The organism is Pseudoalteromonas rhizosphaerae, assembly GCF_902498845.1.
GTDB classification, from domain to species: domain Bacteria; phylum Pseudomonadota; class Gammaproteobacteria; order Enterobacterales; family Alteromonadaceae; genus Pseudoalteromonas; species Pseudoalteromonas rhizosphaerae.
The window spans coordinates 108,625-122,010 of record NZ_CABVLM010000002.1 but is presented as its reverse complement, the minus strand read 5'-3'; the positions used below and the strand labels follow the sequence as shown (position 1 = coordinate 122,010).

Sequence of the window (13,386 nt, the reverse complement as noted above, 5' to 3'; positions counted from 1 at the left end):
TTAGTTAATCATTACTTAACGAAAATATTTAAATGCATATTTTGCAATTTAACTATTTATTAAAATAAAGCGCCCTACATTATAGTTCAGATAAAAAACTTTACCTAACTTGCACATCTATCGATTGTCAGCATTGTAATTGCTATCACTGCAATTTCAGCCACAACGTTTCTAATATCTTTGGCTTTAATAATTTAAATGCTTAAGCTAATGAGTGCATTATATTGGTTAATTTTAAATCAACAAGTAGTTAAGCATATTTATTTCTTATAATTATTAATAAATAACAGCTTTTAACTAAAGATCTGGATGTATAAGTCACATCAATTCATTAGTCATCGCTCAATTTACGAACAATACGCCTAACAATCAGCACTGCGTTATTATGTTCCGCAGAATGTTTGGTAATTAGTATCCCCATCAACAGGCGGGGAGTACCAAAATGCAGGGCTTGCCAACAATTGGTAAGGCGACCTCAAGGCCGTTAAATATTCATCTAACATGCTGCTTTCACCAGTACTTTCATACTGCTGTATTATGCTTTCAACAATATGATTACGCGGGATCAAGCGTGGGTTGGCTTGGCGCATCAGCTGATAGCTTTGCGTATTTGTTCTGGCTAACCACTTAATAGACCAACCAGCCAAGTCACTCGGAATGGCAGTCTGACCTTGCAATGATTCTGTTAAGGAGTCAAAAGTATTGGTGTAATCAAGCTGATGGGTTTTCAGTAAAGTTAATAACTCGGATACTAATTCAGCATCGCCATCTTGATGACCATCAAAGCCCAGTTTTTTCGCCCACATCTGTGTAAAGGCTTGATGAAACTGCTCAGCAAAACCATTTATTAATGGGCTTAATAGCTCAACAGCCTGCTCTTCGTCATCGCTAATTAAAGGAATTAAACTTTCAGCTAAACGTGCACAATTCCAATTAGCAATATTAGGTTGATTGCCAAAAGCATAGCGACCTTGGCGATCAATAGAACTAAATACAGTATCAAAATCAAACTGATTCATCATTGCACAAGGGCCATAATCGATGGTCTCACCACTGACGAGCGTATTATCAGTATTCATTACTCCATGAATAAAACCAACCCGCATCCAGCTAACAATCAGGCTAACTTGCTTTTCAATTACCGCACTTAAAAATGCCAAATAACGCGCAGAGCCCGTAGACTTTATCTCAGGATAATGACGCTCAATAGCTAAATCAGCTAAGGCTTTTAAACCAGTCTCGTCACCTTGCGCAGCTAAATACTGAAACGAACCGACACGTATATGACTACTAGCAACGCGGGTAACAATGGCTCCTTGTTGTGGTGGTTGACGGTAAACTGTTTCACCACTGGCAACAACTGCCAAACAACGTGTCGTCGCTATGCCAAGCCCGTGCATTGCCTCACTCATTATATATTCACGTACCGCAGGACCGATTGCACAACGGCCATCACCTCCACGTGAAAATGGCGTAGCACCAGAACCTTTGAGTTGAATGTCCCAAAGCTGTTGCTGCTGATCAGTGACAGCCCCTAATAAATGTGCTCGCCCATCACCTAAACGCGGTGAAAAATGTCCAAATTGATGCCCTGAGTAACCTAATGCCACAGCAGCAACATCGCTGTTATTAAGATTACCAGAAAAAATTACCGCACGTTCTGATGTGACAACCTCAATATTAAGCTGCCTAGCTAACGTATCGTTCCACAGCAGTAAGTTTGGAGCAATAACAGCACTTGGCTGATCAGCCACAGCAAAATCATCAGCAATCTGGGTGTAACGAGCAACTAATTTCATAGTATTCCTTAAGCTTGGGTTGTTTGTATACCAACGCGATTATCGCCCACGCTGTATGCAACTAACAGACTGAGCTCTTGTAGGCTTAATCCGCTTTGTTGCTGCAATTCATTAAAAAAATGTTGAGCGCTGGCAAGTGACTTTTTAGTTTGTAAACCGCCATCAATTATTTTATGAGCACGGAGATAACTTTCTACATCACGCGATAATAAAAAAGTATCTTTCCCTAAGGTTCGCAATGCATAAGGGCCGGTGTTACCACCTAAACGCGCCCCATGCTTTTTTAAATACCCCCACAAACCAATAATATCGTCGCTCGGCCAATCTGCAATAAACTGACTAAAACTGCCATGTTCACTTGCCACTTCATGGATCATATACGCATTTTCTGGGATCGTTTGCACTTTTTTAAAGTTACGAACGATTCGCTCATCGGTGGCTTTTTGCTCAAGCATATCTGGCGGCATCATTAATAATTTAGCCACACTAAAATCCCAAAATACTTCCCGAAAACCTGGCCATTTATTGTTGATCACTGACCAATAAAAACCACTTTGAAAAATTTTGCGGGTAAACTCTTCAAGCCATGCATCATCAGGTAAAGCAGTTAATTGCTTTGCATTTTGAGGGGCAACAAGTAATTGCTGTAACATTACTTCGCTACCTTTTCGCTGTGCCGCTCGTTGATATATATCTTGAAATTTTTCCATTACTCACTACCACTGCTTGTTATTACGCTTACTGTAACGCTATTTACGTTGTAAAAAAATGTCAGGAGCACATTGCAGCTAAAAATAAACTTAAAAATATCCAGCCTTGACACCTAGACGGCTAAAATGCTTTAATCTTTCGCATTACCCCTATTAAAGGTGTGAGTTTTAAACGATAAAACTTACACCATGGGCTAGAAGAGGTGCGTTATTCAGGTAACGTATGTGAGGAGCACACACTCCAGTGATCATACGTGAGGGGAATTAACGCCGAGAAGTAACACTTTTTGTGAAGTTTTACTTCGGGCGACTGGGTTGAATCCCAGCGACTGTCACCAATAACAGCTTGGCTGTTAAAATATTTGGTGGAGAGCTTCTGGTCTTAGCGTAATAAGGCCATAGCGCCCTATTATATTAAGCCCATTCGCTCTTCGAATTATTAGTTCGAACGACGTTAATGTGGCTCCAATCATAAAAGCTTATTAACTCCTCGAATCACTTATAAGTTCGTGAGAGATGATCAATAACTTCAATTTAAATGACTACCCTTTGTGGACGGCACTCGTCACGCCATTTACTGACGCTGGTGAAGTCGACTATGCCACTCTTGATCAGTTAGTTGCACAGCAGCAAGTGGCTAACAATGGTATTTTATTACTTGGTAGCACCGGCGAAGGCCTCGCACTAACACTCAAAGAGCAACAAGCGATTGTTGAACACGTGTGCCAATTAATGCCAACAGTACCGCTGATGGTTGCAGTAGGCGGTATAAATCTAAAGCAACAAATTGCCTGGGTTGAATACTGTAATCAGTTACCCATTCATAGCTATTTACTGGGCACTCCCCTATACGCTAAGCCCGGCGTGGTAGGCCAAACACATTGGTTTGAAAGCTTACTTAATACCAGTAAACATCCTTGCATGCTTTATAACGTACCAGGGCGCAGTGCTGTTGATATTCCATCGGCCGTAATTAGCAACTTGAAAGACCATAAAAACTTGTGGGCACTCAAAGAAGCCAGTGGCGACATTGCTAAATTTGAAGGTTTTAGAAAAGTCGCACCTAATTTAGCTATTTTTAGCGGTGACGATGCACTGATGCCTTACTTTGCCCAGGCTGGCGCAAAAGGTTTAGTCTCTGTGGCTGCTAATGCATGGCCTGTGCAAACCCATGAGTTTGTAAAACGAAGTCTCAGCGGTCAACACCCCAATTTATTTGCCGACTGGTCACAAGCCATTCAAAGCTTGTTTGCTGTCGCAAACCCTATCCCCGTCAAAGTATTGATGCATTTACAAGGGCGAATTAACAGCCCGTACTTACGTCCACCTTTGACGCATCTTGAGTTAACGCAAACTGATTGTATTAACAACGCAAACAACACCATTTTATCTTGGCATTAAATACAGGTTTTTATAATGAGCTGGTTAGAACTACTAAATAATTTAGAATCGGGCGCAGTGCGCGCAGCAACACAAGACGACAACGGCCAATGGCATGCTAACGTTCTGGTAAAACAAGGTATTTTAGAAGCGTTTAAAAATGGCACTAATACCGAATTTCCAGGTGGCTTTGTTGATAAACACAATTTAGCACCACAAGGTTTTGCAGCCGATGCTGGAGTGCGTATGGTGCCTGGTGGCTCAAGCGTTCGCCGTGGCGCACACGTTGCTAAGGGCACGATTATTATGCCACCAGCATATGTAAACATTGGTGCCTTTATCGACGAAGGCACTATGGTTGATAGCCACGCGTTAGTGGGGTCGTGTGCGCAAGTAGGTAAAAATGTACATTTAAGCGCTGCTGTACAACTAGGCGGTGTACTTGAACCTATTGGTGCAAACCCGGTGGTGATAGAAGACGATGCATTCATCGGTGCAGGTTGCGTGATTGTTGAAGGCGTAGTAGTGAAAAAAGGCGCGGTGCTCGCACCAGGTGTACGCTTATCAGCAACTATTCCTGTTTATGACTGTGTAAATGAGCGCCAGCTGGCTAAAGGCGAGCCTATTCCTGAATACGCGATTGTTATTCCAGGTTCTCGCCCAGCTTCTAATACTTGGGCCCGCGAGCAAGGATTAAGTATGTCGTGTGCATTAATTGTAAAATACCGTGATGAACAAAGTGATGCATCATTGCTGCTTGAAGAGGTTTTACGTTAATGAGCTTTTTGAGCACGCCAGTTAAAACCGCCATTGATGAGCTATCAACTGCGCTTGATACACCCTTTTTTATTTACGACCTTGATACATTAAACGCACACTTAACGCGGTTAGTGACGCAAACTGAGGTAAAACTGTGGTATGCCGTAAAAGCTAACCCATTATCTAAAGTCATTCAAAGCTTAGATAACGCGGGTTTTAACTTTGATGTGGCAAGTAAGGGCGAACTTGAGCAAGTACTTGCTCAAGGTATTAACAGCGAGCGCGTGCTCAATACAGGGCCTGCCAAAAGCCCAAAACAAATTAAACACTTTATTGCGCGCGGCGTACGTACCTTTGTTGCCGAAAGCCTTAATCAAGTACGCTGGCTTAACGAGCAAGCAAGCTTACAAAACTGTCAGTTACAGATATTACTGCGAGTGCAATTACGCTGGCCTGAAGGGGAAAAAAACCCACTTGGTGGCGATAGCCTTACTCCATTTGGTTTAGGTTGCGATGAATGGCAAGCGCTAAATACTAGCGACTACCCAGCGCTTAGCTTTGATGGCCTGCATATTTTTCAATGGGGCAACATGCTCAGCAGCGACAAGCTCGCTGAACTTTGGTCACAAATGATTGCACCGCTAACAAAGCTTGCCAACGACTTAGGTATTCACTTAAAAGTACTCGACTTAGGCGGTGGTTTAGGTATTCCTTACACTCTTGATGCACCAACCTTAAGTTGGGATGCGCTCATTGATGCATTAGCTAACATTAAACATGCCGCAGGCGTACAAGAACTCTGGATGGAGCTTGGCCGTTATGCTGTGGGCGAATGCGGTCATTACGCAACGCCTGTCGTTGAGCGAAAACTTAACTATGCCCAACAACAAGTGATCTTAAGCGGCGGTATTAATCATTTATTGCGCCCTGCAGTCACCAGCCAAGATTTCCCAGCACGATTATTACGAGACTCAACTGCTGCATACCAAACTATGAGCTTATATGGGCCATTATGTACAGCACTTGATTGCTTAGGTGAACACCAATTACCTAGTGATTTAAATGAGCAAGACTGGCTGGTGTTTAGCCAATGTGGCGCGTACGGCTTTACCGAAAGTATGCCGTATTTTTTATGTCATGAGCTAGCCGCTGAATACACATTACAAAATGGCGAGCTTAACTGTATTCGCACAGCTGAAGATGCCAACTACTACTTAAGGTAATTGAGATGAGTACGACTAAAGCTATAAGCCAAGAAAACATAGTAGTTGGTGAAGTTGCCAACGGCCTACCGCTCACAATTCCTGTCTATCGTTTAAAAGGCGATGGCACTGGGCCAAGTGTGTATGTGCAAGCTAATATGCACGGTGCAGAAGTACAAGGCAATGCGGTTATTTACCAATTACTTGAGCAGCTTAAGCATCTTGAACTCAAAGGCGATATCACCCTGGTGCCTTACGCGAACCCAATTGGTTGCAATCAAAAATCGGGCGAATTCACCCTTGGTCGTTTTGATCCAATCACCGGCACCAACTGGAACCGCATGTATCACTGCAATAGTAAGCTCGCGAGCCAATTTGCTGAGCAATATAGTGATGCCGATGAGCAAACCTTAAAAAGTGAGTTTAAAGCCGCACTGATTGATGAAGTAGAGCAACAACTAAGCGGTCCAGCTTATCGCCTAACTACAGGCAAACGCATTGCACTTAACTTGCAAAAGTTGGCACACCAAGCTGATATCGTGCTCGACTTACACACAGGCCCCATTTCGAGTCAGCATTTATATTGCCCAGATTATGCCAAGGCCAGTGCCAACTACTTTAATATTCCTCATGTATTAATCATCCCTAATGATTTTGCAGGAGCAATGGATGAAGCAAGTTTTTGCCCATGGTGGCAATTAACCGAGGCATTAGCTCAACAAGGGCGTGAATTTAATGTTCAAGTTGAAGCTTTTACGGTCGAACTCGGCAGCCAAGAAAAGATAGATTTAACTGCGGCCCTTGATGATGCTAATAGTATTTTAAGTTACCTAAATCATAAGCAGGTATTCGTTGATGCCCCCTATCAGCCAAAAGTAATGAAGCGCTACGGCTGTGATTTAAATGATTACCTTGCTTACTATGCACCTATGGGCGGCATGGTTGAGTATATAGCGCCACTTGGCGGCCATATCAAAGCTGGCGAGCCGATTGCTAGAGTATTGCGAATGGAGCGCTACCTAGCAGAGCAACCATTACAAACCCTAACCCTTGATTGTGACGCCATCGCGATTTTGCATTTTGCTTCAGCAAGCGTAAACCAAGGCACCGAACTATATAAATTCTTTACTAACGTATTTGAGCTTTAATTTTTATATCAAGCTCAACCCTTCTCATTGCGTGAGAGCACGACGATCCAATTGGAAAAAGTGCATTGAACAAGCGGCTTCGGCCGCTTTTTCTTTGTATTTATGGGCAAAAAGCGCCACAATCAACTAAGTTCAGTAACAATTCACTGATATTCAGTTAAAGTAAATGCTGGATAAATGTATGGGATAGGTATCTTAGTCGTTTTATGATACTGAAATTAGCCTATTCTCATTTACGAAAAACACAATAGCTACTCTCTATTTGATTTTATCAAAGGAATAATAATGACTTGGCACTATGGGATCCTATTTACTGCACTATTATCAAGCTCTGCATTCGCACAATCAGAATCAACAGCAAAAACCAACGAGCAAGATGATGATGTCGAGCTAGTAAAGCAATGTATTTTAAATGAGGCAATTGGCGGGGCTGGCGAGATGACGCTAGCACAACTGCGTGAAAAATGCTCATCACTTGATGAAAGCAAACAACTTACCGCACTCGATAAGCGCCAAGCACGCGAAGAAGTAAGTAAAGAAAACCGTAATGTTATTACCCCACACAAACGTAACTACATTTTACCTGTTTCTTATGTATCCCACCCAAACAATAGCTCGTTTGAAGCGTATGACGAACTAACCGGTGAAAAACAAGATGAACCACTCGATAACTTAGAAGCAAAATATCAGCTTTCAATTAAGGTACCTATTTTCGATGATTTTTCTGATGAAGACCAGGCTATATTTTTTGCCTTTACATTACAGTCATATTGGCAGCTTTATAACAAAGAAAGTTCCTCACCATTTCGTGAGACCAACTATGAGCCTGAAATTTTTTGGGTTAATTATTTAGATAAAAAGCACGTTCCATGGGGCGACGAAATGGCAGTAGTCCTTGGTATTTCGCATCAATCTAACGGTAATAGTCAGCCTGATTCGCGCTCATGGAACCGTATTTATGCAAACTTTTTGTGGGAAAACGATGGCTATGTGTTTAGCTTTAAACCTTGGTACCGTATTTCAGAAAGCGAGAAGGAAACGCCATTAGATCCAAGAGGTGATGATAACCCTGATATTTACAAATACATGGGTTACTTTGAATTTAGCGGTGCATATCGACTTAATGATCATGAATTTAGTTTTATGACCCGCAATAATTTAAATTCAGATAACCGCGGTGCAATTCAGCTTGATTGGTCATTCCCATTATGGGGCCGAGTTCGCGGTTACGCCCAATACTTCAACGGCTACGGTGAAAGTTTAATTGATTATAACGCTGACATAGAACGTATTGGCGTGGGTATATTATTAACTGATTTACTATAAAAAAGGCCAAGCAATTGCTTGGCCTTATCTTTTGTTTGCTCTGAATTCTAACTACTTAATAATTCTAAATGTACCTTCAAACTCAGCAGCCAGTAACTCACCATCGTAGATTTCCACTGGCACTACATAGCTCGCTTTACCTTCTGACTCTAACTCGGCTAATTTACCCTTACAGCCGCTTAAATCAACGCTGCCACGTGGGTCGTTATTAAGCGGTTTTAAATATTTAATATTAGCATCAGCTAACACAATATTACCTTCAAGCCCGGCTTCTTTGAGTGCTAAATAAGTCGCGCCCCAGCCGGTTAACGTCGCTAAACTATAAATAGAGCCAGCAAACATAGTGTTATGCAAGTTTAAGTTCGCATTTAAATCTGCACTGGTGGTAAATTGCCAATCAGTGTAACTTTCAACTTTAATGCCCATAGCATCGCTGATCGGAATAGATTCGCGCCAGGTATTTTGCAGAACTTGGGTCCAATTGGGATGGCGGAACCAGCCTGGCTCAGACGGTTTTTGTTTCACCATTTTCCAGTGTTGTACATCATCGTAAGCTAAGTGAGCCTTTTCTTTTAATTCATAACCATGACGTTTGTAAAATTCTAATGCTCGTTCACGAGCGAATAAAACTAACTCATCGGCGTCTTGAGTCCAGGCTATTTTCTCGAGCTCATGCAATAAACGGCTACCAATGTGTTGATTACGGTTACCTTGTGCAACGGCCATATAACGGACTTGCGCTTGTTGTTGATTATTAAAATGCAGTCGTGCAACACCTAACACTGCCCCCTCTTTATTTTTAATAAAGCGATGCTCAGCATCTTGCTCTAAATCATCCTGCTCAGAACCACGCGGTTCATTCCAAGGCGCGCGCAATACTTGCCAACGTAATTGATAATACGCTTGCCAATCTTCGCTACTTTGTGGTGTTGTCACCTGAAACATAATCACTCCTGTTGCTACCAAGGCCGCAAACGCTTGCTAATTCAAGATGCGTTTATCTAACTAAAAATGCGGTCAGTTATTATTTGCAAACTACCATACTCCATCTGGTAAAAACTTGGAATACGACTTTGGTGAGCAACGCAAAATAACTGCTTTACCTGTAAAACTTGATAGACATATTGGCACTTTAGATTGACTCGTCTATGCTGATGTAACTATGGAACATTTTTTTGAAGACAACGGGGCAGTAAAACACAGCTTTATCGAAGATTGTCACCGTATCGGGCAACTACTCTATTGGCACAAATATGGCGCCGATTGCATTCAGGTACGCCAACATAAGCAGTTACGTTGGTTATTGATCAACGAAACACTACAGTCAGTGGTCGAGAAAAGCAGCCCAAGCCATTTGCTGTTTCCGCATTTACAATATTTAGCGCAATTATGGCAACCACTCCCGGCACCAAACGCCGTACTTGAACTGGGCTTAGGTGGCGGCGCTATCCGCAATTACTTACAACACACCTACCCTGATAGTCAGCTACTTTCTGTAGAGAAAAATCCGAATATCATTCATTGCTATAAGCGTTTTTTTGGTGGTGAGCATGCATCGAATTTACGCTGTTTTGATGCTGAAGCTGTATTAGAGCATGGCCCACAATACGATTGGATCATTCTTGACCTATTTAGCCAATTAGATGCGCCGTTATTTTTATACAAACACCGCTTTTATGAAAAACTGCGCTGTGCTTTAACTAAAAATGGCTATTTATTTATTAATTTTTTATCTGGTCATGAATCACAATTAAAGCAGTTAGAACATTTGCTGATCACCACTTTTGGTAAAATACCTAGCATCGAAAAAATTCCAGGTTATGCCAACAACATCGTGGTGATCAGAAAATAACTGCTAGCCTTAACTACACTGTTAAATTAAATGTCACCGGCCCATCATTACATAAACTGACTTGCATATCCGCAGCAAATTGCCCTGTAGCTACGCTTAACCCCATAACTCTAGCTTGGCTAACAAAGTATTCGTATAGCTCATTAGCTTGTGCAGGTGTGGCTGCTGATGAAAAACTTGGCCGCATGCCTTTTTTAGTATCCGCCGCCAGAGTAAATTGCGATACCACCAATAACTCACCTTGAATATCTTGCAGGCTTAAATTCATTTTGTCGTTTTCATCGCTAAATACGCGGTAATTGCTAACTTTATGTAGCAGCTTATCAGTGCTTTGTTGATCATCATGCTTTTCAACTCCAAGCAACAATAAAAGCCCCTGCTCAATTTGCCCAACCACCTGACCATCCACTTCAACTTTTGCGTGTTTTACGCGCTGAATTAATCCTTGCATCTATTCCTCGATAATTTGATCCACATAAGATCGGCTGCACGCCGCACTGCCGCTAAATATACATTACTATCAACACCATGCCCAACACCATCTAAAATAAGTAACTGTGCGTTGAGTTGCTCAGCTAAATGCTGTACGGCATTAAAACGACACACTAAATCATGCCTGCCATGAATAAACCAAGTAGGAATTTTACTAATTCTTTTATAGTGTTCACCAATGAAGTTATCAGTAATAAAACACTGAGCAGTAAAGTAATGGACCATTAAACGCGCCATATTAAGCCCCAACTGTGGTGAACTTAACCCCCATTGATGTTGCTGTTTACCATGGCTTAATACGTTTTCCCATTGGCACCATAATTTAGCAAAGTGATTTGCATTAATTTGATTATCATCATTTAACTGCCGCCGATAAAACGCAAAAATGCTGGCAACATCAGGTAACTCCTGAGAAAAACGCGCATATAATTCAGGATAAAAATGTGCAGCAGCACCATGACGACTATATAGCCACTGAAAATCGGCTGAAGTAGCCAAAAACGTGCCTCGTAAAATTAACCCATGTACATGTTGAGTGTGTTCAATGGCATACAGCAAACACAGAGTTGCTCCCCACGAACCACCGCTTAACACCCACTTTTCTAGTCCTAAGTAAGTGCGTAAATAATCAAGGTCAGCGACCAGTTCTGTGGTTGTATTAGCGCTAGTTAAATGAGGCGTTGATTGCCCGCAGCCGCGTTGGCTATATAAAATAATACGATAACGGGTAGGATCAAAGAAACGGCAATTATCAGCATGCAAACCCATGCCGGGACCGCCATGGCAAATTACCACCGGCAGGCCAGCTGGAGCACCGAACTCTTGTACATGAATTTGATGTCCACTCCCTACACTCAAATGAAAGTCATGGTATGGGGTAATATTTGGATATAACTGCATAATGCCGATTCTCCTATCAGCGATGCAGTGAATTACTTATTAGCATCGCCCTCATCAAGGATAATATCGGGTGTATCTTCGATATTTTTAGGGCCAATGCACACTGTAAACTCTGCACCGAGTAACACAACCACCCACGACAAATACACCCACACAAATAAAATTGGAATAGTTGCCACCGCACCATAAATCACTTCGTATGAAGGAAAGTGACTGATATAAAGCGCAAAACCTTTTTTAGTTAATTCAAACAACAAGGCTGCAAATAAAGCACCTGGTACTGCAGCTTTAAAAGATACGCGAGTATTAGGCACTAAAGTATAGAGCATAATAAAGCCAGCCATAGAAATTAAATAAGGCAGTAATTTTAATAAAAAGCCACTAAAGCCCGGAATCCCCTGATCGGCAAATGATACTAACGACACAATATATGAAGTAACACCAATACTTGCGCCTAATAACAATGGCCCTAAACTCAACACCATCCAATATACCGCGAAAGAAATCATCATTGGTCGCTTGGTTTTAATCCGCCAAATTCGATTCAGTGTCGCATCAACATTACGGATCAGTAGCAATGCTATCGCTGCAAGAAAACCAATACCTACAGCAGTCATTTGATTCGCATTACCTGCAAAAGACGTTATATGCTCTTTAATTACATCTGATGAGGTGGGCACAAAGTTAGTAAATAAAAAGTTTTCAATAGCAATACGGGTATCTTCAAAGCCAGGAAAAGCCGAGAAAATAGCCACGCCAACTGCAATTAAAGGAACCAATGAAAGTAAGGTTACATAGGCTAAATAACCAGCATTTACAGTAATTTGGTCGTCAATACAGCGATTAATATACTGCATCCACCACGTTGGCTGCTGACGTATAAGTACCCTCAACTGCTGTTTATAATGTGCGACCTTTTCATTCATAAAGTTAACTTTCTGCTAAAATAGTTTTGATTATCATAGCAATCCACCACATAATTTACAGCACTAACGGATTTAAAAAGGGATCTCGATGAAAAAACTGACTTTACTCAGCGCACCAATATTGGCCTTATCACTGGCTTTATCTGGCTGCCAATCTGCATATTACTCGGCTATGGAATCAGTTGGTGTGCATAAGCGTGACATTTTAGTGGACCGCGTAGAAGCAACTAAAGAGTCTCAAGAAGAGTCTCAAGAGGAATTCCAATCTGCACTTGAGCGTTTAACAACATTGATTAACTTTGATGGTGGAGATGTACAAGCAGCCTATGACCAACTCAATGATGACTACGAATCTAGCCTTGCGGCTGCTAATGACGTTACAAATAACATCAACAAAGTTGAAGATGTAGCTGAAGCATTGTTTGAAGAATGGAGCGATGAATTAGAACAGTATTCTAACGCCTCACTTAAACGTGAAAGTAATAAAAAGCTCACCGCAACCAAACGTGACTTTGATAAACTATTACGCTCTATGCGTAATGCTGAAAGCAAGATGGAGCCGGTACTGTCATCACTGCATGACAATGTTTTATACTTGAAGCATAACCTTAATGCACAAGCTGTATCAGCCATTCAAGGTGAATTCACTAATCTTAAGCGCGACATCAAAGTGTTAATGGATGACATGAACAAGTCGATTGCTGATTCAAATAAATTTATTGAGCAAATGAGTAAAGCAGGCTAAATCAGCTGTGAGTTTGCCTGTCACTTATCAAGAGCGCTAGTTTGCTAGTCGCAGAGTAATCAAAGCCTACATTTATGTAGGCTTTTTTGTTGTTATATCTTGTTACTTTTTAAGTGTTTTTTCATCGGCTATTTTTGCTACAATTCT

13 protein-coding genes and 1 riboswitch are annotated in these 13,386 nt (G+C 41.5%); of the genes, 7 read left to right on the top strand and 6 right to left on the bottom strand.

All coding sequences use genetic code 11. From position 1 onward, the window contains the following. Window positions 1-383: 383 nt before the first annotated feature. Together PSR9079_RS03610 and PSR9079_RS03605 are read right to left on the bottom strand one after the other, a co-directional pair. A complete protein-coding gene (locus PSR9079_RS03610) occupies window positions 384-1,799 on the bottom strand; it encodes a protein adenylyltransferase SelO (protein WP_149980471.1) in 1,416 nt (471 codons plus the stop codon). An 8-nt stretch (window positions 1,800-1,807) separates the two neighbouring features. After that, window positions 1,808-2,509: a DNA-3-methyladenine glycosylase I gene (locus tag PSR9079_RS03605; RefSeq protein WP_149980470.1), complete on the bottom strand. Its 702-nt coding sequence runs from the start codon at window positions 2,507-2,509 to the stop codon at window positions 1,808-1,810. Window positions 2,510-2,699: 190 nt separating this feature from the next. Continuing rightward, window positions 2,700-2,893: riboswitch (Lysine riboswitch) on the top strand. Window positions 2,894-3,025: 132 nt separating this feature from the next. Here PSR9079_RS03605 and dapA point away from each other — a divergent pair. The 5 genes from dapA to PSR9079_RS03580 all read left to right on the top strand — a co-directional run bounded on the left by dapA (window position 3,026) and on the right by PSR9079_RS03580 (window position 8,324). Beyond that, on the top strand, window positions 3,026-3,910 hold the full coding sequence (dapA, locus tag PSR9079_RS03600; RefSeq protein WP_149980469.1) for a 4-hydroxy-tetrahydrodipicolinate synthase: 885 nt from the start codon (window positions 3,026-3,028) through the stop codon (window positions 3,908-3,910). 15 nt (window positions 3,911-3,925) lie between these two features. After that, window positions 3,926-4,666, top strand: a complete 741-nt coding sequence (locus PSR9079_RS03595) for a 2,3,4,5-tetrahydropyridine-2,6-dicarboxylate N-succinyltransferase (protein ID WP_149980468.1) — start codon at window positions 3,926-3,928, stop codon at window positions 4,664-4,666. Then, window positions 4,666-5,871 carry a PLP-dependent decarboxylase gene (locus tag PSR9079_RS03590; protein WP_149980467.1) on the top strand — a complete coding sequence of 402 codons (1,206 nt, stop codon included), beginning with the start codon at window positions 4,666-4,668 and terminating at the stop codon, window positions 5,869-5,871. The genes PSR9079_RS03595 and PSR9079_RS03590 overlap by 1 nt, the downstream gene beginning before the upstream one ends. 5 nt (window positions 5,872-5,876) lie before the next feature. Further along, window positions 5,877-6,998 carry a succinylglutamate desuccinylase/aspartoacylase family protein gene (locus tag PSR9079_RS03585; RefSeq protein WP_149980466.1) on the top strand — a complete coding sequence of 374 codons (1,122 nt, stop codon included), beginning with the start codon at window positions 5,877-5,879 and terminating at the stop codon, window positions 6,996-6,998. Between the two features lie 285 nt (window positions 6,999-7,283). After that, window positions 7,284-8,324 (top strand): phospholipase A, encoded by a 1,041-nt coding sequence (locus tag PSR9079_RS03580; RefSeq protein WP_149980465.1) that lies wholly within the window; start codon window positions 7,284-7,286, stop codon window positions 8,322-8,324. 51 nt (window positions 8,325-8,375) lie between these two features. On the opposite strand, the gene PSR9079_RS03575 is transcribed toward PSR9079_RS03580, so the two are convergent. Then, window positions 8,376-9,269, bottom strand: a complete 894-nt coding sequence (locus tag PSR9079_RS03575) for a bifunctional GNAT family N-acetyltransferase/hotdog fold thioesterase (RefSeq protein WP_149980464.1) — start codon at window positions 9,267-9,269, stop codon at window positions 8,376-8,378. 217 nt (window positions 9,270-9,486) lie between these two features. On the opposite strand from PSR9079_RS03575, the gene PSR9079_RS03570 reads away from it, so the two are divergent. Then, a complete protein-coding gene (locus PSR9079_RS03570; protein WP_145237969.1) occupies window positions 9,487-10,176 on the top strand; it encodes a spermidine synthase in 690 nt (229 codons plus the stop codon). Window positions 10,177-10,189: 13 nt separating this feature from the next. Here the strand turns inward: PSR9079_RS03570 and dtd are convergent, their stop codons facing one another. Genes dtd through PSR9079_RS03555 form a run of 3 tightly spaced genes read right to left on the bottom strand, consistent with a single transcriptional unit; the run spans window position 10,190 to window position 12,494 of the window. Continuing rightward, a complete protein-coding gene (dtd, locus tag PSR9079_RS03565; protein WP_149980463.1) occupies window positions 10,190-10,627 on the bottom strand; it encodes a D-aminoacyl-tRNA deacylase in 438 nt (145 codons plus the stop codon). Beyond that, window positions 10,615-11,568, bottom strand: coding sequence for an alpha/beta fold hydrolase (locus PSR9079_RS03560; protein ID WP_149980462.1), 954 nt, complete (start codon window positions 11,566-11,568; stop codon window positions 10,615-10,617). Before PSR9079_RS03560 ends, dtd begins: the two co-directional genes overlap by 13 nt. Before the next feature lie 32 nt (window positions 11,569-11,600). Beyond that, window positions 11,601-12,494 (bottom strand): virulence factor BrkB family protein, encoded by an 894-nt coding sequence (locus tag PSR9079_RS03555; RefSeq protein WP_145237963.1) that lies wholly within the window; start codon window positions 12,492-12,494, stop codon window positions 11,601-11,603. Window positions 12,495-12,582: 88 nt separating this feature from the next. Between PSR9079_RS03555 and PSR9079_RS03550 the strand changes: the two genes are divergently transcribed. Then, window positions 12,583-13,239 (top strand): DUF2959 domain-containing protein, encoded by a 657-nt coding sequence (locus tag PSR9079_RS03550; RefSeq protein WP_145237960.1) that lies wholly within the window; start codon window positions 12,583-12,585, stop codon window positions 13,237-13,239. Window positions 13,240-13,386 lie beyond the last annotated feature (147 nt).

Coding starts and splice junctions, on each gene's coding strand:
- PSR9079_RS03610 (WP_149980471.1), bottom strand. CDS start 1,799: ATGAAATTAGTTGCTCGTTACACCCAGATTGCTGATGATTTTGCTGTG.
- PSR9079_RS03605 (WP_149980470.1), bottom strand. CDS start 2,509: ATGGAAAAATTTCAAGATATATATCAACGAGCGGCACAGCGAAAAGGT.
- dapA (WP_149980469.1), top strand. CDS start 3,026: ATGATCAATAACTTCAATTTAAATGACTACCCTTTGTGGACGGCACTC.
- PSR9079_RS03595 (WP_149980468.1), top strand. CDS start 3,926: ATGAGCTGGTTAGAACTACTAAATAATTTAGAATCGGGCGCAGTGCGC.
- PSR9079_RS03590 (WP_149980467.1), top strand. CDS start 4,666: ATGAGCTTTTTGAGCACGCCAGTTAAAACCGCCATTGATGAGCTATCA.
- PSR9079_RS03585 (WP_149980466.1), top strand. CDS start 5,877: ATGAGTACGACTAAAGCTATAAGCCAAGAAAACATAGTAGTTGGTGAA.
- PSR9079_RS03580 (WP_149980465.1), top strand. CDS start 7,284: ATGACTTGGCACTATGGGATCCTATTTACTGCACTATTATCAAGCTCT.
- PSR9079_RS03575 (WP_149980464.1), bottom strand. CDS start 9,269: ATGTTTCAGGTGACAACACCACAAAGTAGCGAAGATTGGCAAGCGTAT.
- PSR9079_RS03570 (WP_145237969.1), top strand. CDS start 9,487: ATGGAACATTTTTTTGAAGACAACGGGGCAGTAAAACACAGCTTTATC.
- dtd (WP_149980463.1), bottom strand. CDS start 10,627: ATGCAAGGATTAATTCAGCGCGTAAAACACGCAAAAGTTGAAGTGGAT.
- PSR9079_RS03560 (WP_149980462.1), bottom strand. CDS start 11,568: ATGCAGTTATATCCAAATATTACCCCATACCATGACTTTCATTTGAGT.
- PSR9079_RS03555 (WP_145237963.1), bottom strand. CDS start 12,494: ATGAATGAAAAGGTCGCACATTATAAACAGCAGTTGAGGGTACTTATA.
- PSR9079_RS03550 (WP_145237960.1), top strand. CDS start 12,583: ATGAAAAAACTGACTTTACTCAGCGCACCAATATTGGCCTTATCACTG.